At 69.0% G+C, this 21,635-nt stretch carries 9 protein-coding genes (1 of these 9 running past the window's edge); 6 read left to right on the top strand and 3 right to left on the bottom strand.

Annotated features, from left to right (window positions below):
- Positions 1–3 precede the first annotated feature (3 nt).
- Complete coding sequence (locus tag OHA73_RS02755) at positions 4–1,371, top strand: MFS transporter (protein WP_327654022.1); 1,368 nt, start codon at positions 4–6, stop codon at positions 1,369–1,371.
- A gap of 99 nt (positions 1,372–1,470) precedes the next feature.
- Here OHA73_RS02755 and OHA73_RS02750 read toward each other — a convergent pair whose 3' ends face one another.
- From OHA73_RS02750 to OHA73_RS02740, 3 genes are read right to left on the bottom strand one after another with little or no spacing between them, the layout of a single operon-like run.
- On the bottom strand, positions 1,471–2,421 hold the full coding sequence (locus tag OHA73_RS02750; RefSeq protein WP_443063021.1) for a TauD/TfdA family dioxygenase: 951 nt from the start codon (positions 2,419–2,421) through the stop codon (positions 1,471–1,473).
- 41 nt (positions 2,422–2,462) lie between these two features.
- On the bottom strand, positions 2,463–2,675 hold the full coding sequence (locus OHA73_RS02745) for an MbtH family protein (RefSeq protein WP_267072297.1): 213 nt from the start codon (positions 2,673–2,675) through the stop codon (positions 2,463–2,465).
- A 33-nt stretch (positions 2,676–2,708) separates the two neighbouring features.
- Positions 2,709–4,628 (bottom strand): ABC transporter ATP-binding protein, encoded by a 1,920-nt coding sequence (locus OHA73_RS02740; RefSeq protein WP_267073018.1) that lies wholly within the window; start codon positions 4,626–4,628, stop codon positions 2,709–2,711.
- Positions 4,629–4,941: 313 nt separating this feature from the next.
- Here OHA73_RS02740 and OHA73_RS02735 point away from each other — a divergent pair, with 313 nt between their 5' ends.
- From OHA73_RS02735 to OHA73_RS02715, 5 genes are all read left to right on the top strand, one after another.
- Positions 4,942–6,126, top strand: a complete 1,185-nt coding sequence (locus OHA73_RS02735; RefSeq protein ID WP_266717747.1) for a peptidoglycan-binding protein — start codon at positions 4,942–4,944, stop codon at positions 6,124–6,126.
- Entirely contained in the window at positions 6,123–6,833 is a 711-nt protein-coding gene (locus tag OHA73_RS02730) for an ABC transporter ATP-binding protein (protein ID WP_266717749.1), read from the top strand. Before OHA73_RS02735 ends, OHA73_RS02730 begins: the two co-directional genes overlap by 4 nt.
- Positions 6,830–8,023: an ABC transporter permease gene (locus OHA73_RS02725; protein WP_266717751.1), complete on the top strand. Its 1,194-nt coding sequence runs from the start codon at positions 6,830–6,832 to the stop codon at positions 8,021–8,023. Before OHA73_RS02730 ends, OHA73_RS02725 begins: the two co-directional genes overlap by 4 nt.
- Positions 8,024–8,178: 155 nt before the next feature.
- Complete coding sequence (locus OHA73_RS02720) at positions 8,179–8,679, top strand: hypothetical protein (protein WP_266717753.1); 501 nt, start codon at positions 8,179–8,181, stop codon at positions 8,677–8,679.
- A 30-nt stretch (positions 8,680–8,709) separates the two neighbouring features.
- Positions 8,710–21,635 carry the start of a non-ribosomal peptide synthase/polyketide synthase gene (locus OHA73_RS02715; RefSeq protein ID WP_327654021.1) on the top strand. 28,648 nt of this gene lie beyond the right edge of the window, so the window shows 12,926 of its 41,574 coding nt (coding positions 1–12,926); the start codon lies at positions 8,710–8,712; its stop codon lies off the right edge, out of view.

Genomic DNA, 21,635 nt, shown 5'->3' with positions numbered 1-21,635 from the left:
CTCATGTCCACCCGCACCCCCGCCGGACAGCCAAGCGTGCTCGGCTCCAAGGACCGCGTGAAAACCGCGATCGCCGCCGCCTTCGGAACCAGCGTCGAGAACTACGACTTCATCGCCTACGGCACTGCGTCCGCCCTCTACTTCGGCGCGGTCTTCTTCCCCGACAGCGACCGCTTCGTCGGCACCCTGCTCTCCTTCGCGACGCTCGCGGTCGGCTTCGTCATGCGCCCGCTCGGCGGCGCCGTCGGCGGCTACTTCGCCGACAAGTTCGGCCGCAAGCCCGTCCTCGTGGCCGCGATGATCGTCATGGGCGCGGCCACGTTCCTCATCGGCGCGCTCCCCACATACGGACAGGTGGGCGCGCTCGCCCCGATCCTGCTCACCGTGATCCGAATGATCCAGGGCCTCGCGTTCGGCGCCGAATGGGGCGGGGCGATCACCATGGCGTACGAGCACGCGCCCTGGCACCGGCGCGGCATGTTCGCCGCGATACCCCAGTCGGGCAACCCACTGGGCATCGCCCTGGCCAGCGGTGTGTTCGCCTGGAGCTCCACGTTGGAGGGCAGTTGGCAGTGGCGGACCCCGTTCCTGGCGAGCGCCGTCCTCGTGGTCGCCGCGCTGATCGTGCGCTCGCGGCTCTCGGAATCCCCGGAGTTCCAGGAGGCGAGGGCCGACGGCAGGACGGAGAAGAATCCCTTCCTGGCGACGCTGAAGGGGGACTGGCGCGGCATCCTGCGGGTCATCGCGCTGCGCGTCGTCGAGTCCTTCGCCTACTACTCCACCGCGACCTACCTGCTCAGCTACATCACCGACCACCACCCCGACCTGCGGCCCGTCGCCCTGGGAGCGATCACCGTCGCCAGCGTCCTGGCCATCGGTGTCACCTTCCTGGCCGGCGCGCTCACCGACCGCATCGGACGCCGACCCATCTACATCGCCGGGTGCACGGCGGCCATCCTCTTCGCGTTCCCCATGTACCTGCTCGCCAACTCCGCTCAACCCGCCCTGGTCGTCGCGGTGTTCATCATCGGCATCGGCCTCATCCACGCCTCGCTCACCGGCACCCAGGGCTCCTTGCTCACCGAGCAGTTCCGCACGGCGACCCGCACGTCGGGCGCCTCGCTCGGCTATCAGGTCGCGGCGGCCATCGGCGGCTTCGCCCCGCTGCTCGCCGCCGCCCTGGTCGGTGCCTTCGGCTGGCCGGGCGCCGCGCTGCTCTACCTCGGCGCGGCCATCATCGGCCTCGTCGGCATCCTGATCACGAAGGAGACCTGGGGGCGTGCGGAGCGCGAGCGCGTACACGCCCTGGTCGCCGAGGAACGTGGCACGACGGCGGCCGCGGGGGCTGCGGCGACCGGCGCGAGGACCTGATCCGAGGTGTGACGAACGTTTTCCTGGAAGAACCGCTGACCAGTGCGGTCGCGGCAGGCAGACCCCCTGACCTCTCCCGCCCGGTTCGACGAACTGCCGTCAGGTGTCCGACATCGCCACCAGGACGCGCCGGGTCCCCTCGAACGGGCGTCGGCCGTGGGCGAGCAGGACGTTGTCGATGAGCAGTACGTCGCCGCTGCGCCAATCGACGTCGACGGCGCTCTCCAGCCCACGATCGATGATCTGCTCGATGTACGCGTCAGGGATCGCGGTTCCGTCGGCGAACGTCACGTACTGCGGGAACTCGTCGGTCGTGAGGATGTCGTACAGCTCGGCCGAGGCTTCGTCGCCCAGGCCGGCCGGATGCCACTGGTCGGCCTGGTTGAACCAGACCTCGGCGCCGGTGGCAGGGTGCTTGGTGGTCGAGGGGCGGAGCTGGGTGACGCGCAGGCCGTCCGGGCCCCACTCCCAATCGGCCCGCGACTGCCTGAGGAACTCCTCGACCGCCGCGCGGTCGTCGGTTTCGAACGTGTCCTGCCAGCTCTTTCCGAAGCCGAACCCGTCGTGCAGGTTCTGGACGTAGCGGATGCCGCCGGCGAACGCCTCGCGCACCTCGGCGTCGAGCGAGTCCAGCCAGAGCTGACCGTCGAGCACCGGAGTGGCGCCGCCCGTCTCCGCCGCCTTCTCGCAGTAGAAGGTGAGCCGGGTCGGCCAGCGGTGGGCGTAACTGAGCTCGTTGTGCATGGAGATGGTGTATTTTTGCGGGTACTCGGTCGAGGTGTAGAGATTGCCGCCCACTTTGGTGCGCGGCGAGTTTCCGTGCACGTACGGCAGGCGATCCGGCACCAGGCGGGAGAGCACCGGCTCGATCGCCTCGGGCGAGACGCCGAAGCCCCTGAAGATGAGCGCTTTGCGCTCGGTGAGCAGGTCGGCAAGAGCGTCTGCGCCCAGCTCGTCGAGCCGGTCGGCGAGGGCGGACGCGCCGACCTCGTCAGCGCCTATCTCGTATGGCCGCCAGGCGCCACTGCCTGACTCAACGGTGTCCAACACGTCCTCCAAAAGCGCGTGGTGTCTTTCGGGCGTGACCGCGGTCAATTCGCTTTCATGGCCTCGATCAGACTCTTGGGCCGCATATCGGTCCACGACTTCTCGATGTACGCGAGGCACTCTTCCCGAGCGGCCTCGCCGAATACGGTCTGCCAGCCGTCCGGCACCTCCACGAAGACCGGCCACAGCGAGTGCTGATTTTCGTCGTTGACCAGGACCACATAGCTTGCGTCAGGATCCTCAAAGGGATTTGGCACCTTACTGACCTCTTCTCTTGGCGGCAGGCCGGGTTAGATGCCCGCCTTGTTCGCGACATTCTTGGGTGTGCCGTTCGAGTGCTGTCCTGCGAATTGAGTGCGGTAGAGCTCGCTGTAGAGCCCGCCGGCGGCGAGCAGGTCCGTGTGGGTTCCGCGTTCGCGGATCCGGCCGCCGTCGAGAACGAGAATCTGGTCGGCCTCCAGGATGGTCGACAGCCGATGAGCGATGACCAGGGACGTGCGGCCCGCCAGCGCGACGTTGAGCGCCCGCTGGATCGCCGCCTCGGACTCGGAGTCCAGGTGCGCGGTGGCCTCGTCGAGGATGACGACCGGCGGTGACTTGAGCAGGAGCCGGGCGAGGCTGATGCGTTGCTTCTCGCCACCGGAGAGGCGGTAACCGCGGTCGCCGACCACGGTGTCGAGACCGTCGGGCAGGGACGAGACCATCTCCCAGATCCGGGCCGCCTCGCATGCCTCGACGAGCTCCTTCTCACTGGCGTCCGGCCTGGCGTACAGCAGGTTCATCCGGATCGTGTCGTGGAACAGGTGCGCGTCCTGAGTGACGACGCCGACCGTGTCGTGCAGGGAACGCATGGTCAGATCGCGTACGTCGTGATCGCCGACGCGTACCGTCCCGGAGGTGGTGTCGTACAGCCGGGGAACCAGGCTGGTGACCGTGGTCTTGCCTGCTCCCGAAGGGCCCACCAGCGCGGTGAGCTTGCCGGCCGGTGCATGGAAACTCACCTCGTTCAGGACCATGGCGTCGCCACCACGCGACGGCGTGCGCAGCGCGATCGACTCGAGGGAGGCCAGGGACACCTCGTCGGCGGCCGGGTAGCGGAAGGAGACCTCGTCGAACTCGATGTCCGGGGCGAGGCCGTCGTCGAGCGGGAGCGGTCGGGCGGTGGGACGTTCGTCGACGAGCGGTTTGAGATCCAGCACCTCGAAGACGCGGTCGAAGCTGACGAGCGCGATCATGATGTTGACCTGCATGTTGGACAGCTGGTTGATCGGCCCGTACAGCCGCAGCAGCAGCGCGACCATGGCGACGAGGGTGCCGATCTGGAGCGAGCCGTTGATGGTCAGCACGCCGCCGAGGCCGTAGACCAGCGCGGTGGTCACCCCGGCGATCAAAGTGGCGATGAGGACGAGAACGCGCCCCCAGACGGCTGTCCTGATCGCGACGTCACGGACCTCGACCGCCTTCTGGGCAAAGCCCTCGGACTCGTCCTCGGGCCGGCCGTAGAGCTTCGCCAGCATCGCGCCCGACACATTGAATCGCTCGTTCATCAGCGAGCCCATGTCGGCGTTCTGGCGCATGCCCTCGCGGGTGAGCCGCTGCAGCCTGCGGCCGACGAGCATGGCCGGTGCCAGGAAGAACGGGATCATCACGAGCGCCGCGAGTGTGATCTGCCACGACAGGTAGAACATCGTGATCAGCACGAGCACCAGGGTCAGCAGGGTCGACAACGTCTGCGACAGCAGCGTCGTGATCGCTCGCTGTGCGCCGACCACATCGGTGTTGAGCCTGCTGACCAGGGCCCCTGTCTGGGTGCGGGTGAAGAAGGCCAGTGGCTGCCGCTGGACATGCTCGAACACCTGGCAGCGCAGGTCGCAGATGACGCCCTGGCCGACCCGCCCGGAAAACCAGGTCTGGGTGAAAGCGGCAAGCACTTCCACCAGCGACAGGGCGGCGACGAGCAGGGCGAAGCCCACCACGAAGCCCTCCCGGCGCTGCGCTATCCCGTCATCGATGATTATCTTCAGCAGCAGCGGGCTCGTCGCCGTGATGGCCGCACCGGCGACCGTCGTCAGCATGACCACCGCCAATGACCAGCGATATCGCAGGGCATAGGGAACGATGCGTCGCACCGTGCCCGGCTTGATCTTCTGTTTGGTGATCGACTTGTCTGCGCCGAGCGGCATCAGACCCATGCGCGGGCCGCCCATCATGGCCACGGAATCCTCCTCTTGTCGCGGTCCCAAGCGGCACGGGTGGCCGATGCGTCAGTGACCGTACCGGCGGAGTCGAAGCGTGTGAAAGCCTGCGCTGTTCAACTTCGGCGCGGCCACAGTTGAACAGCGCGGCCGACGGCGAACGCTTCGGGATAAGGCGGCGGTTAAGGTTCCCGCTCACCGTCGGGAAACCTGCCGCAATCCACTCTCTGAGTCATGCAGGTAATTTCAAGTCCCGGGGCCATGAAGGCCGTCGTCCTCGCCCTCGGCCCGACGTGCCGTGCCGAGCGGCACACGTGGAGGCTGAATCATGTTCGAGTCTGAGACCACGGCCCAGGCGCGGGTTCCGGAACAGGAACAGGAGCTGGAGCTGGAACAGAAGCTGCACCAGGAGTACGAGGAGGAGCCGCCGCCGGCCGGGCGCCGGCGCGTGCCCTGGAAGACGCTGAGCGTGGCCGTGGTGCTGGCGATGGGTGCCACGGCCGCGGTGTATGTGGTGGGGCGCGATGACGACAGTGCGCCCAAGCAGCAACTGTCATCGCTGCCGACGAAGCAGGTGCTCCGCACGAACATGGTCAACACCAGTGAGATAGACGGGACGTTGGGCTATCGAGGCAGTTACACGGTGCTCGCCGAGGGTTCCGGACGGCTCACGTGGCTGCCCGGAAATGGCGATGTGATCAAGCGGGGCGAGCGGGTCTTCGAGGCGAACGGCCGTGCCGTCCCGCTCATCTACGGGTCGGTGCCGCTGTGGCGGGATCTGAAGGTCGGGATGTCCGACGGACGCGACGTGCTGGAGCTCGAACGCAATCTGCAGGCGCTCGGCTACGGCGGCTACCTGGCCGTGAACGAGGAGTTCAGCTCGGCCACCAAGTCGGCCGTGAAGGAGTGGCAGAAGGCTCTCGGGGTCACCGAGAACGGAGTGGTCAAGCCGGGTGAAGTGGCGGTGCAGAAGGATGCGATCCGGGTGACCGAGGTGAAGGCGCTGCCGGGTGCCCCGGCCAAGGGCAACCTGTTCACCGCCAGCAGCACCGAGCGCTGGATCACGGTGGACGTGCCGGTCAGTGATCAGGACATCGCCAAGAAGGGGGCGAAGGTCCGGGTGACACTGCCGGGAAAGAAGACCACCCAGGGGCACATCGTGTCGGTCGGCAAGGTGGCGACCGCGGGCAGCAGCAACTCCCAGTCCCAGACCGGGCAGGGCACGCAGGATGCCACCATCCCGGTCTACGTCGAGCTGGACAAGCAGAACAGCGCGGGGAACCTGGACCGTGCTCCGGCGACGGTCGGGTTCACCAGTACCGAGCACAAGGGCGTACTGGCGGTGCCGATCAACTCGCTGCTGGCCGCCGGCAGCGGCTACCGGGTGAAGGTGGTGAGTCCTCGGGGGAAGGTGCGCTCGGTGCGGGTCGAACTCGGCATCTTCGACGGGAACAACGTCGAGGTGAAGGGCGACCTCCGCGAGGGCATGAAGGTGCAGGTGCCGCGCTCATGACCGCAGGGGTCGAGGCGGCGGAGGAACCGGCCGCGGTCATCGCCGTGGAGGAGGCGAGCAAGGTCTACGGCGGCAATGTGCGGGCCCTGTACCGGGCATCGCTCACCATCAGGGCCGGTGAGCTGGTTGCGATCGTCGGCCCTTCGGGGTCGGGCAAGTCGACGCTGCTGAACCTGATGGGGACGCTGGATCGGCCGAGCTCGGGACGGGTCCTGATCCACGGACACGACGTGGCCACGTTGCCCGACCGGCGGCTGTCCGCGGTACGGGCGCACTGGATCGGGTTCGTCTTCCAGCAGTTCTTCCTGACCGCGCACCTGTCCGCCCTGGACAACGTCGCGACCGGCCTGCTGTACCACGGCCTGTCGCTCCGGGAGCGCCGGCTGCGGGCGAAGGCGGCGCTGGAGCGTGTGGGCCTCGGTCACCGTTTGCACCATCGTCCGCAGCAGATGTCGGGCGGAGAGAAGCAACGGGCCGCGATCGCCCGGGCGGTGGTGGGAAATCCGCCGCTGCTGCTCGCCGACGAGCCGACCGGCAACCTCGACTCGGCGTCCGGCGCGGGGGTGCTTCAGCTGCTGAGCGAGCTGAACCGGGATGGCACCGCGATCGTGGTGATCACCCATGACCTGGACGTTGCGGCCGCGCTGCCGCGGCGACTGGAGATCCGCGACGGTCAAGTTCAGGCCGATACAGGGGTGTTGACATGAAAGAACTGCCCGAGACATCCCGACTTCGCGGAAGGGACCTGGTCGCGGTAGGCCTGGACGGACTGCGTGGCCGGCCGCTGCGAGCCGTGCTGTCCGCGCTGGGCATCGCCATCGGGGTGGCCGCCATGGTCGCGCTGGTCGGCCTCAGCAGCGCCAGCAGGGCCGGGCTGATGGCCGAGATCGAGGAAATGGGCACCAATCTGCTCACCGCCAAACCCGGTACGACGCTGAGCGGCGATGCCGCGAAGCTCCCCACGGACGCGGAGGGCATGGTCTCCCGGATCCCCGGCGTGACCGGCGTGTCCGGGATCGGCCTGGTGGAGGATGCGACCGTCCGACGCACGGACAAGATCTCCTCGGCCAAGACCAGCGGCGTCGCGGTACAGGCCACCCGGACCAACCTGCTGAAAACGCTCAGCGGCACGGTACGCTCAGGCGCCTTCCTCAACTCCGCCACCAGCCGGTATCCGTCGGTGGTGCTCGGCGCCGATGCCGCCGACCGGCTCGGCATCGACCGCGCCGACGCGAACGTGTTCATCGGCGGCCAGTGGTTCCTGGTCGTCGGCATCCTCGACGAGCTCCCGCTCGCCCCCGAGATCGACCGCTCGGCCCTGATCGGCTGGCCCTACGCCGCCCGTCTCGGGTTCGACGGACACGTCACCTCCCTGTACGAGCGGTCCACGGACGCGACGGTGTCGTCGGTGCGCGACGTGCTGGGGCGCACCATCAACCCCAAGAACCCGGAGGAAGTTCAGGTCAGCCGCCCCTCCGACGCGCTCACCGCCCAGGCCGCCGCGGAGGAGACCTTCAACGCGCTGTTCTTCGGCCTCGGTGCCATCGCGCTGCTGGCCGGAGGCGTCGGCATCGCCAACATCATGGTGATCTCGGTGCTGGAGCGCCGGCAGGAGATCGGGTTGCGACGGTCGCTGGGAGCGACCCGAGGACAGATCCGGATGCAGTTCCTCACCGAGTCGGTGAGCCTGTCGGCACTCGGCGGGGCCGCCGGCGTGGTCATCGGACTGGGCGCCTGCCTCGGCTACGCCCTCTACCGCGACTGGCCCCTGACCCTGCCAGGCCAGGCCATCGCGGGCGGCGCCCTGGCCGCCGTCGCGATCGGCGCCGTCGCTGGTATCTACCCCGCCCGCCGCGCCGCCGGCCTCACTCCCACGGAGGCCCTCGCTACCACCTGACCGACGGCCGACAACCCCCGGCCGGCCGTCAGGGTGCCTCCGCGTCCGCTCATGGGCGCGGAGGCATCCGTTTTCCGTGTGCTGCTCCGGCTCCGCGATCTCTGTAAGAGTTCGGTTAACGCTGACGGTCACCGGGGCGAAACCTGGCGGTTGCCATGCTGGTGAGCATGAAGAAACTCACTATCGTCGCGGTGACTTTGACGGCCACCGCCATGTTCGGACTGACCGCGTGTGGCGACGATTCATCCCCGAAGAAGAGCGCGCCCTCGCAGGGAGACGCCGATTACGACCGCATGCAGCAGTTCATCAAGTGCATGGCCAAGCAAGGGGTCGACGTTCCGGAACCCGCCGCGGACCAGGGTGGGGACAAGGACAGCAATATCGAGAAGCCCGACGGCGGTTCCAAGGCGAAAGCCGAAGCGGCACGGGCGGCCTGCGCGAAGTACGCCCCCAGCGACGACATCAACGAGGACATCACGGAAGCCGACAAGGACCTGGCGCTGAAGAAGGCCGAGTGCCTGCGCAACAAAGGCGTCAATGCCAAGGATCCCAAGCCCGGGACGCTGGACGTCACCATCGAAGGCACCGCGGACAACGACAAGCTGGTGAAGGCCTTCAGCGCCTGCAACAAGCAGATCGGCGCCGACGAGGGCTGACGACCGTCGGCCACCGCTCCGCCCTCGCCGATGGGGCGGAGCGCGCGCCGTTCAACTGAGCCATCCGCGCAGTTGAACACGGGTCGTCGACCCTATTCAGACACTGCTTGCTCATATTCCCCGCATGGGCTGGAATGGCCGAGCCGGCTGGGGCGGTGCGTACGCCTGGGTGCTGTTACGGCGTCGCATTCGAGCTCCTGGGGAGAGACATCGATGATCCCGTTGTCGTTCGCGCAGCGTCGGCTCTGGTTCTTGGCCAAGCTGGAGAATTCGGGTCTCACCTATAACAACGTCATTGCCTTGGCAATGCACGGCCCGTTGGATGTCGCGGCACTGAGCGCGGCTCTACGGGATTTGCTGGTGCGTCATGAATCGCTGCGCACCGTCTTTCCCACTGTGGCCGGCGAACCTTATCAGCGAATACTCGATCCGGGGAAGCTCGACTGGGAGTTGGTCGTGCGCCGGGCGGCGCCCGAAGACGTGGACGAAGCCAGGGCGGAAGCGGCCAATTCCGCCTTCGACCTGGCATCGGAAGTCCCCATCCGCGCGTCATTGCTCGCCACGGCGCCCGACGAGCATGTGTTGATCCTGGTCGTGCACCACATCGCCACCGATGCCTCGTCCCATCGCCCGCTGGGGCGCGACCTGTCCACGGCGTACGCGGCGCGGGCGCGCGGCGAGGCACCGTCGTGGGAGCCGCTGCCGGTGCAGTACGCCGACTACGCCGTGTGGCAGCAGGAGTTGCTGGGGGAGAGCGCCGACCCGAGCAGCCGCCTCTCCGTCCAGCTGGACCACTGGCGGCGCACCCTGGCGGGAGCGCCGGAGGAACTGGCATTGCCCGTGGACCGGCCGCGTTCGGCGGCGCGGGGCCAGGCGGGCCACCGGATCCCGCTGCGGGTCCCGGCGCACACGCACGCACGGCTGGCGGACCTCGCACGCGCCGAGGGCGTGACGGCGTTCATGGTGCTGCAGGCCGCTCTGGCGGTGACACTGTCCCGGCTGGGCGCCGGATACGACATTCCCATGGGCGCGGCGGTGGCGGGGCGCACCGACGAGGCGCTGAACGATCTGGTCGGATTCTTCGTCAACAGCCTGGTCATGCGCACGGATCTGTCGGGAGACCCGGACTTCCGGCAGGTGCTGGCCCGGGTCCGCCGGACGAGCCTGGACGCGTTCGCGCATCAGGACGTGCCGTTCGAGCGGCTGGTGGAGGAACTGGCCCCCGAGCGGTCGCTGTCCCGACACCCCCTGTTCCAGGTCATGTTGACCGTGCAGAACACGGCCGGCGCGGTGCTGGATCTGCCCGGGCTCGCCGTCGAGCTGCTGCCGTCGAACATGTCGGTGGCCAGGTTCGACCTCGATGTGATGATCGAGGAGGTGTTCGACGAGCGCGGCCGCCCGGACGGCCTCGCGGGCGTCGTCATCGGAGCCGACGCCCTGTTCGATGCGCCCACGGTGGCCGGCATCGCGGAGCGGCTCCTGCGGGTACTGGAGACGGTGGCCGCCGACCCCGACATTCCGCTGCACGCGGTGGACGTCCTGGACACCGCGGAACGCGACCGCCTTCTCGTCGAGTGGAACGACACTGCGACGGACCTGCCGCGCGACTCGGTCCTCGCGTCGTTCGAGAGGCGGGTCGCGCAAACACCCACCGCCGTCGCCGTCCTCGACGGCGACCGCACGGTCGGCTACGCGGAACTCGCAGCGCGTGCCGAGCAGTTGGCGGGCGTGCTCGCCGGGCTCGGTGTAGGCGCCGGCGCGGTGGTGGGGCTGTGTCTGCCGCGGAGCGTCGATGCGGTGGCGGGTGTCCTGGCGGTGTGGAAGGTGGGCGCCGCCTACCTGCCGATCGACCCGGCGAACCCGGCCGAGCGGGTCGGCTTCGTGCTGGCCGACAGCCGGGCGGTCGCGTTGGTGACCACCGAGGACATTCTCGACACCCTGCCGGTGGTGCGCGTGCCCGTGATCGCCGTCGACGCCCTCGACACCGCGGTCGTCGCCGACGTCGGGCCCGCATCGCCTGATGTCGCGGAACTGGCGTACGTGATGTACACGTCGGGGTCGACCGGCCGGCCGAAGGGCGTCGCGGTCACACACGGTGGACTCGCCAACTACGTGAACTGGGCGGCCGAGGCCTACGACGTGGGACACGGCGGCGCCGTTCTGTACTCGTCGCCCGCGTTCGACCTGACGGTGACGAGCCTGCTGGTGCCCCTGGTCGCCGGTGCGGCGATCTCGGTCAGCGAGGACGGCGGTGTCGAGGGGCTGGCCGAAGTGCTGCGCTCGGGCGGCGGGTTCGACCTGGTGAAGGTCGTCCCGGCGCACCTTCCGATGCTGGCGCAGCTGCTGCCTGCCGAACAGCTGGCGCGTGCGGCGCGGCGTTGGGTGGTCGGCGGTGAGGCCCTACCGTGGCAGGCGGTGTCGTCCTGGCTGGAAGCGGCGCCGGATGCCGTGGTGGTGAACGAGTACGGTCCGACCGAGACGGTGGTCGGCTGCTCGATCCACGAGGTGCGGGCCGGTCAGCGAATCGAGGGCGCGGTGCCGATCGGGCGCCCGATCGCCAACACGCGCCTGTACGTGCTGGACGACGGGCTCGCCCCGGTTCCGGTCGGGGTACCAGGAGAGCTCTACGTCGCGGGGGCGGGCCTGGCACGTGGCTATGTGGGCCGACCGGGGCTGACGAGTGAGCGGTTCGTGGCCTGTCCGTTCGTGGTCGGTGAGCGGATGTACCGGACCGGCGATCTGGCCAAGTGGACCTCGGACGGCGACTTGGTGTTCCTGGGCCGCGCCGACGACCAGATGAAGATCCGCGGGTTCCGCATCGAGCCCGGCGAGGTGGAAGCGGTCCTGCACACCCATCCCGCGGTGGCGCGGGCCGCGGTCGTCGCGCGGGAGGATGTCCCGGGGGACGTACGGATGGTGGCCTACGTCGTCCCCGACGACGACGGCGACCCGCTCGACGGCGACGCTCTGCGGGAACTGGTGGCGCGGCGGCTGCCGGACTACATGGTCCCGGCGGCCGTGGTGTCCCTGCATGAACTGCCGCTGACCGGCAACGGCAAGCTCGACCGCAAGGCGCTTCCGGCCCCCGACTACGCGAGTGGCGCAGGCGCGGGGCGTACGACGACGACCGTCCAGGAGGAGATCCTCTGCGGGGCGTTCGCCGAGGTACTGGGGCTTGAGGCGGTGGGGCCGGACGACAGCTTCTTCGAGCTCGGCGGGCACTCCCTGCTCGGCGTACGACTGTTGTCGCGCATCCGCGTCGTGCTGGGCGCGGAGCTTCCGCTGTCGGTGTTGTTCGAACGCCCCACGGCCGCCGGGATCGCAGAATGTCTCGCCGGGGCCGACGCGGCCCCGGTACGGCTGGAGTTGACGGCCGGGCCCCGTCCCGAACGGCCGCCGCTGTCGTTCGCGCAGCGCCGGTTGTGGTTTCTCGCCCAGCTCGAAGGCCCCAGCCCGACGTACAACACCACCGCCGCGATCCGCCTCACGGGTGACCTCGACATCCTCGTGCTCGCGGCGGCGCTGCGGGACGTCATCGCGCGCCACGAGCCGCTGCGCACCGTGTACCCGACGGCCGACGGCGAGCCGTACCAGCGCATCCTCGACATGACGGACCTGGAATCCTGGGAACTGATGGTGCGTCAGGTCGACGCGGCCGGTGTCACCGAGGCGGTGACGCGGGCCACCCGGCACGCGTTCGACCTGGCCGAGGAGGTGCCGTTCCGGGCCTCGCTGGTGCGGGTCGCCGAAGACGATCACGTACTGGTGCTCGTCCTCCACCACATCGCCAGTGACGGATGGTCGCTGGCACCACTCGGACGTGACGTGTCGGCGGCGTACGCGGCACGGGCGCGGGGCGAGGTGCCCGCGTGGACCCCGCTGCCCGTGCAGTACGTCGACTACGCGCTGTGGCAGCGGGAACTGCTGGGAGACGAGTCCGACCCGGACAGCCTGCTGGCGACGCAGATCGAGTACTGGCGGCGCACCCTCGCCGGAGCTCCACAAGAGCTGATGCTGCCCACGGACCGGCCGCGCCCGGCGGTGCCGAGCCGCCGCGGGCACCGGGTGCCGTTCCAGGTGGGGGCCGAGGTCCACCAGCGGTTGGTTGATCTGGCCCGTGCCGAGGGCGTCACCTCGTTCATGGCCCTGCAGTCCGCGTTGGCGGTGCTGCTGTCCCGGCTCGGCGCCGGCCACGACGTCCCGATCGGCATCCCGGTCGCCGGACGTGCCGACGCGACGCTGCACGACTTGGTGGGAAGCTTCGTCAACACCCTCGTGATCCGCACCGATCTGTCCGGGGACCCGGAGTTCCGGGAGATCCTGGCACAAGTCCGGGAGACGAGCCTCGGGGCCCTCGCGCATCAGGACGTGCCGTTCGAGCGGCTGGTCGAGGAACTGGTCGGAACACGGTCGCTCGCCCGGCACCCGCTGTTCCAAGTGATGCTCACCGTGCAGAACGTCGAACGCGCCGAACTGGACCTGCCCGGTGTGCACATGGCGAGCGCAGGCACGAGCGACGTGGACGCCGCGGCAGCACCTGCGGCGCGTTACGACCTGCACTTCACCGTCGGTGAGACCTTCGACGACCAAGGGCGCCCCGCGGGACTGCGCGCACTGGTGACCCTGGCCGAGGACCTGTTCCACGCCGAGACGGCGCACCGGATGGCCGCCTGGTACGTCCGGGTCCTGGAGACGGTGACCGAGACCGGGAACACGCCGCTGCACGCGATCCAGGTACTCGACGCCGACGAGCGGCACCGGATGATCCACCAGTGGAACGACACCGAGGCGCCCGGGCCGCGCCCGGCCCTCACCCGCCTGTTCCTGGACCAGGTGGCCGCGACACCGGACGCGACGGCCCTCGTGGCCGACGGCGCCGAGATCACCTATCGCGAGCTGGACGCGTCCGCCGACCGACTCGCCCGATACCTGCGTGACCTGGGCGTGGGCGGCGAATCCGTCGTGGGATTGTGCCTGCCGCGCGGCGTCCAGATGATCACGGCGATTCTGGGCGTGTGGAAGGCCGGCGCGGCATACCTGCCCATCGACGGCCAACTGCCGTCCGAGCGAATCACGTTCATGGTCGCCGACAGTGGTGCGCACGTGGTGCTCGTGGGTCAGGACTCGGATTCCGCGAACTTCGCAGGATCGGCGGGGGTACCCGTAGCGACGATCGACGAGGCACTTCACGCCGCGGATCCCGCTGGGCTCGAGCCGACCGTCCCGGTCGTGGCGGCACCCGCGGGCCTCGCCTACGTGATGTACACCTCGGGCTCGACGGGCACACCGAAGGGCGTCGCGGTCACCCACGGAGCGCTGGCCAACTACGTGGCCTCGGTCTCCGAGCGACTCGGCTGGACCGGCGAGGGCGCGCGATACGGGCTGCTGCAGCCGCAGGTGACCGACCTGGGCAACACGGTGGTCTTCATCAGCTTGGCCACCGGAGGGCAGCTGCACGTCCTGGACTCCGAGGCGGTGACCGACCCGGTCGCCGTATCCGAGTATCTGCGTGAGCGGCGGATCGACCACGTAAAGGCGGTGCCATCACACCTGGCCGCGCTGGCAGCGGACTTGGGGACGGGCGCCGTGCTGCCCGCCCGCTCCCTGGTGCTCGGCGGCGAGGCGGCCCCCGCCGCCTGGACGCGTGACCTGGTCGCGGCGGCCGCGGACCGACGCGTGTTCAACCACTACGGGCCGACGGAGACCACCATCGGAGTGGCCACCGCCGAGTTGTCACCCGCGGCCCTTGCCGAGGGTGTGGTCCCGATCGGCACGCCCATCGCCAACACCCGCCTGTTCGTGCTCGACGACGTGCTGGCCGCGGTGCCGGCCGGCGTCATCGGTGAGCTGTACGTCGCCGGTGCCGCGCTGGCGCGCGGCTATGTGGGACGGCGCGCGCTGACCGCAGAACGCTTCGTGGCGTGCCCGTACGGCCTCGGCGAGCGGATGTACCGCACCGGGGACCTGGTCAAGCGGACCGCCGGAGGCGACCTGGTGTTCGTCGGCCGCGCCGACGCCCAGGTGAAGATCCGCGGCTACCGCGTCGAACCCGGCGAGGTCGAGGCCGTCCTGGTGGAGCACCCCGCCGTCTCCCGCGCCGCAGTGGTCGCCCGCGAGGACGGCGCGAGCAGCGACCGGCTCGTCGCCTACGTCGTGCTCGCCGAAGGCGCATCCAGCACCCGAGACCTGCGGGAGTTCGTGGCGGCGCGACTGCCGGAATACATGGTGCCCGCGGCTGAAGTGGTGCTCGCCGAGCTGCCGCTGACCGCAAACGGCAAACTGGACCGCGCGGCGCTGCCCGACCCTGACGAAGGCACGGCCGTCAACCCCGGCCGGGAACCGGCGGGGGCCACCGAGGCCGCGCTCTGCGAGATCTTCGCCGAGGTCCTCGGCCTGGACCACGTCGGAGTGCACGACAGCTTCTTCGACCTGGGCGGGCACTCCTTGCTCGCGATCCGACTGCTGTCCCGGATCCGCTCAAGGCTGGGCGCAGAAGTCAAGATCCGAACGCTGTTCGAGGCACCCTCGGTGGCGGACCTTGCGGCACGAGTCGAAGGGCCCCGCCGCGACCGGTCCCGACTCCCGCTCAGGGCGGGGACACGTCCGGAGCGCGTTCCGTTGTCGTTCGCGCAACAACGCCTGTGGTTCCTGGGCCGGTTGGTCGGCCCCAGCCCGACCTACAACATCCCCCTTGCCATCCGATTGACGGGCGCGCTGGACGTTCCCGCGCTGGCGGCGGCGCTGCGAGACGTCATCGCCCGCCACGAGCCGCTGCGCACCGTCTACCGCTCCACCGACGGCGAGCCCTACCAGCAGATCCTCGATCCGGACGGATTCGACTGGCGCCTCACGGTGACCGACGTACAGCCCGACGCTCTGGCCGACGCCATCGCGCAGACCGCGAGCTACGCGTTCGACCTGTCGGCGGAGCTGCCGATCCGTGCGTGGCTGTTCGACCTGGGAGCGGACGAGCGGGCCCTGGTGCTGGTCGTGCACCACATAGCCACCGACGGCTGGTCCCATGCCCCGCTGGGCCGGGACCTGTCGATGGCGTATGCGGCGCGGCTCCGGGGTGAGGTTCCGGTGTGGGAGCCGTTGCCGGTGCAGTACGCGGATTATGCCTTGTGGCAGCGGGAGTTGCTGGGGGAGGAGTCGGATCCGGGCAGCCTGTTGTCGGAGCAAGTGGAGTACTGGCGGCGGGAGTTGGCCGGGGCACCGGAGGAACTGGTGCTGCCGGTGGACCGGCCGCGTCCTGCGGTGGCGGGGCAGGTAGGTCACCAGGTGCCGTTGCGGGTGCCGGCGGAGGTGCATCAGCGCGTCGTCGATCTCGCGCGCGCCGAGGGCGCGACCGCGTTCATGGTCCTGCAGGCAGCCTTGGCGGTCACTCTCTCGCGCCTCGGTGCGGGGACGGATGTCCCGGTGGGTTCGGCGGTTGCCGGGCGTACGGACGAGGCGTTGGACGATCTCGTCGGGTTCTTTGTGAATACGTTGGTGGTTCGGGCGGATCTGTCGGGTGATCCGGAGTTCCGGCAGGTGTTGGGTCGGGTGCGTGAGGCGAGTTTGGGGGCGTTGGCGCATCAGGATGTGCCGTTCGAGCGGTTGGTGGAGGAGCTCGCGCCGGAGCGGTCGCTGTCCCGGCACCCGCTGTTCCAGGTGATGCTGACGCTGCGAAACCTGCAGAGCGCCACCCTCGACCTGCCCGGCCTCCAAGCCGAGGGGCTCGATGGGTCAGGGAACGCGGCAAGGTTCGACCTGGAATTCCACCTGCGCGAGACCCTCGACGACCAGGGTCGCCCGAACGGGTTCGAAGGGTCGCTGAACGGGTCGGTGGACCTCTTCGACGCACCTTCGGTCGAGGCGATCGCACAGCGGCTGGAGCGGGTGCTGGAGTGTGTGACGGCGGTGCCTGATGTCCGTCTGCATGCGGTGGATGTGTTGGATGCGGGTGAGCGGGATCGGGTTCTGGGTGAGTGGAATGACACGGCGGTTGCTGTTGATTCGGTGACGTTGTCGGGGTTGTTTGAGGTGCAGGTGGCGCGGGCTCCGGGTGCGGTGGCGGTGGTGTTTGAGGGTGTGGAGTTGTCGTATGGCGAGTTGGATGTGCGGGCGAATCGGTTGGCGCGTCATCTGATTGCGCGGGGTGTGGGTGTGGGGTCGAGGGTGGGGGTGGTGTTGGAGCGTGGGGTGGAGTTGGTGGTTGCGTTGTTGGGGGTGTTGAAGGCGGGGGCTGCGTATGTGCCGGTGGATCCGGGATATCCGGCGGAGCGGGTGGCGTTGTTGTTGGAGGATGCGGCGCCGGTGGTGGTGCTTGATGACGCGGGGGTGGTGGCCCGGTTGTCGGCTGCTGACGGGCAGGGTGACACGTTTGATGCTGTTTCGTTGGATCCGGGGGAGGCGGCGTATGTGATTTATACGTCGGGGTCGACGGGGGTGCCGAAGGGTGTGGTGGTGTCGCATCGGAGCATTGTGAACCGGCTGGTGTGGATGGGGGATCGCTACCGGATCGGTGTGGGTGATCGGGTGCTGCAGAAGACGCCGGTTGTTTTTGATGTGTCGGTGTGGGAGTTGCTTGGGACGTTGGTGTGGGGTGCGACGTTGGTGGTGGCGCGTCCTGGGGGGCATCGGGATCCGGGGTATGTGGCGGGGTTGGTGCGTGAGCAGGGTGTGAGTGTGCTGCATTTTGTGCCGTCGATGTTGGATGCGTTTTTGGTGTCGGGTCCGGGTGGGCTGTCGGGTGTGCGGCTGGTGGTGTGCAGTGGTGAGGCGTTGTCGTTGCAGACGCAGGTGCGGTTCTTCGAGGCGTTCGATGGTGCGGAGTTGCACAACCTGTACGGGCCGACGGAGGCGGCGGTCGATGTCACGGCGTGGGCGTGTGTTCCGGGTCAGGTGGAGGGTCCGGTGCCGATCGGGTCGCCGGTGGCCAATACCCGGGTGTTTGTGCTGGATGAGTTTTTGGTGCCGGTGGCGCCGGGTGTGGCAGGGGAGTTGTATCTGGCGGGGGTGCAGTTGGCGCGCGGGTATGTGGGTCGTCCGTCGTTGACGGGTGAGCGGTTTGTGGCGTGCCCGTTCGGGTCGGCGGGTGAGCGGATGTATCGCACCGGGGATGTGGTGCGGTGGACGGCGGATGGGCAGTTGGTGTTCCTCGGCCGGGCGGATGAGCAGGTGAAGGTGCGTGGTTTCCGGATCGAGCCGGGTGAGATCGAGGCGGTCCTGCTGTCGCATCCGGAGGTGGCTCAGGTAGCGGTGTTGGCGCGTGAGGACGCTCCGGGGGATGTGGGTCTGCGGCTGGTCGCCTATGTGGTTTCCGATGGTCAGGAGGCTGACGGGCTGTGGGAGTTCGCCGCGTCGCGGTTGCCGGAGTACATGGTCCCGGCCGCGTTCGTGACGCTCGATGAGTTGCCGTTGACGGTGAACGGAAAGCTGGACCGCAAAGCACTGCCGGCGCCGGAGTATGTCGCGGGCGCCGGCCGGGGCCCGGCGACCGTACGAGAGGAGATCCTCTGCGAGGTCTTCGCTCAGGTGCTGGGGCTGGACGCGGTAGGCATGGACGACGACTTCTTCCGGCTCGGCGGACACTCACTCCTGGCGATACGGCTGGTCGAGCGGCTGCGGGCGCGGGGCGTGACCGTACCGGTGCGCGCGTTGTTCGAGACGCCGAGCCCGGCCGGCCTGGCGGGCGCGGCCGATGCCGAGGTGTTCCTGACGCCGGAGAACCTCGTCCCTGCCGGCGCCGAGCGGATCACGCCCGACATGCTGTCGCTGGTCGAGCTCACCCAGGAGGAGATCGACCGGGTGGTCACGGCGGTGGAGGGAGGCGCGGTCAACGTCGCGGACGTATACCCGCTGACGCCGTTGCAGGAAGGCATGTTGTTCCACCACCTGCTGGCCGACGACGGCGTCGACGTGTACGTCACCGCTCAGGTGGTCGAGTTCGACACCCGCGACCGGCTGGACGCGGTCGCGCGTGCCTTGCAGCAGATCGTGGACCGCCATGACATCTATCGCACGGCGGTGGTGTGGGAAGGTCTGCGGGAGCCCGTCCAGGTGGTGTCGCGCCGCGCGGTCATGCCTGTCGTCGAGCATGAACTGGATCCTGGCGACCGCGACCCGGCCGCCGCTCTGCTCGCCGCGGCCGGCTCGGTGCTGAGCCTGGGACGTGCTCCGTTGATGGACCTGCATGTGGCCGAGGTGGCGGACGGCCGGTGGCTGGGCCTTGTGCGGATGCATCACCTCGCTCAGGATCGGCTGAGCCTGGATGTGTTGCTCCAGGAACTGCGGGCGATGCTGGCCGGACGTGCCGACCGGCTCGCCGCGCCGCTGCCCTTCCGCGACGTCGTCGCCAGGACCCGGAGCATCCCCCGGGGCGAACACGAGCGCTTCTTCGCCGAATTGCTCAGCGACGTCACGGAGCCGACGGCGCCGTACGGGCAGCTCGATGTGCGGAGCAGCGGCACCGACGCGATCACTGAACTGGCGCCTGTGGACGGCGAGGTCGTCCTTCGACTGCGGGACGTCGCGCAACGCCTCGGAGTCAGCCCGGCCACGGTGCTGCACGTGGCCTGGGCGCGGGTCCTCGGCGTGTTGTCCGGTCGCGACGACGTGGTCTTCGGGACGGTGCTGCTCGGTCGGATGAACGCCGGCGAGGGAACCGACCGCGTGCTGGGCCCGTTCATCAACACCCTGCCCGTACGCGTCCAGACCGGCCGACTGGGCGTTCGGACGGCGGTCGAGGACATGCGCGGCCAACTGGCGGCACTTCTGGAACACGAGCACGCGCCGCTGGCCATCGCCCAGCACGCCAGCGGGATCGTGGGCGACGCGCCCCTGTTCACCTCGCTGTTCAACTACCGGCATCTGTGGCGAGGTGCGGACAACGCCGGCCGCCAGGGGTTCGAGGGCGTCCGCAGTGTGCTCGTCCAAGAACGGACCAACTACCCCCTCGCCGTGTCGGTGGACGACATCGCCCGCGAGCAGATGATCATCAGCGTCCAGTCGTACGGCTCCATCGACCCGGGCGCGGTAGGCCGCCTGATGCGCACGGCCGTGGAGAACACGGTCACCGCCCTCGCCGGGACACTAGACGGCGCCGCTCCGGAGATCGCTCTGCGGGAGGTGGACGTCCTCGACGCGGGAGATCGGGATCGGCTCCTGTCTGAGTGGAATGACACGGCGTCGGGTGTGGCTGGTTCGTCGGTGGTGGAGTTGTTCGAGGCGCACGTGGCGCGGGCTCCGGGTGCGGTGGCGGTGGTCGTGGATGGTGTTGAGGTGTCGTTTGGCGAGTTGGATGTGTGGGCGAATCGGTTGGCGCATTGGTTGCGTGGCCGGGGTGTGGGTGCGGAGTCGGTGGTGGGTCTTCGTCTGCCGCGTGGTGTGGAGATGGTTGCCGGGATTGTGGGTGTGTGGAAGGCGGGGGCGGCGTATGTCCCGGTGGATTCTGAACTGCCGGTCGAGCGTGTGGAGTTCATGTTTGCGGATGCCGGTGTGGGTGTGGTGGTGGACGCGAATGTCCTGGACGAGCTGGCGGATTACCCCGGTACCGCGCCCGTAGTGCGGCTGGTTCCGTCGGGGTTGGCGTATGTGATTTATACGTCGGGGTCGACGGGGGTGCCGAAGGGCGTTGCGGTCTCGCATGGTTCGTTGGTGAATTTGGTGTCGGTGTTTGGGCCGGTGATGGGTGCGGGTCCGGGTGTGGGTGTGTTGCAGTTCGCGTCGTTCAGTTTTGATGCGTCGGTGTTGGATGTGGCGGTGGCGTTGTCGTCGGGTGCGACGTTGTGGGTGGCGTCGGAGGGGCAGCGGGAGGAGCCGCGGCGGTTGGCGGAGTTGACCGGGGTGCGGGCGGCGAGTGTGGTGCCGTCGCTGCTGGAGGTGTTGGAGCCGGGGGATCTGTCGCGGGTCGAGGCGATGGTGGTGGGTGCCGAGGCGGTCAGTGAGTCGGTGGCGCGGGCGTGGTCGGCGGGGCGTCGGTTGGTGCATGCGTATGGGCCGACCGAGGCGACGGTGATTGTCGCGATTGGTGCGGTGGACGGGGATCGTCCGGGGCAGGTGCCGTTTGGCCGGCCGGTCGCGAATACCCGTCTGTATGTGCTGGACGATGCGCTCATGCCGGTGCCGGTGGGTGTGGCCGGGGAGTTGTATGTGGCGGGTGCGCAGTTGGCGCGTGGGTATGTGGGTCGGCCTGGTCTGACGGGTGAGCGGTTCGTGGCGTGCCCGTTCGGGGCGTCTGGTGAGCGGATGTATCGGACCGGGGACCTGGCCAGGTGGTCGGAGGACGGGCAGCTGTTGTTCGCGGGTCGGGCGGATGAGCAGGTGAAGATCCGTGGGTTCCGGATCGAGCCGGGTGAGATCGAGACTGTGCTCGAGGCCCGTGCGGAGGTGGCGCAGGCAGCGGTCCTGGCACGGGCGGACGGCCCTGGCGACAAGCGTCTGGTCGCGTATGTGGTGCCTGCCGATGACGGGATCGGAATCGACGCGGGCGTGCTGCGGGACGTGGTGGCGTCGCGGTTGCCGGAGTACATGGTCCCGGCCGCGTTCGTTGTGCTGCCTGAGCTGCCGCTGACGGTCAACGGCAAGCTCGACCGCAAGGCCCTGCCCGCACCGGAATACGCCGCGGGCGCGGGCCGTGCGCCGGCCACGGTGCAGGAGGAGATCCTCTGCGCAGTGTTCGCCGACGTACTGGGTCTTGAGTCGGTCGGCGTCGACGACAACTTCTTCCAGCTCGGCGGACACTCCCTGCTGGCGGTGACCCTCGTCGAACGGCTCCGCGTGCGCGGTGTGTCGGTGTCGGTACGGGCCCTGTTCGAAGCCCCCACTCCGGCCGGATTGGCCAGGGCCACGGGCATCGGCTCGGCGGAGGTGCCCGAGAACCTGATCCCGGTGGGTGCAGGGCGGATTACGCCGGAGATGTTGCCGCTGGTGGAGTTGTCGCAGGCGGAGATCGATCGGGTGGTCGCGGCCGT

It is taken from the genome of Streptomyces sp. NBC_00483, from assembly GCF_036013745.1.
Taxonomy (GTDB): Bacteria; Actinomycetota; Actinomycetes; order Streptomycetales; family Streptomycetaceae; genus Streptomyces.
This window is presented reverse-complemented; position numbering and strand designations above follow the sequence as displayed.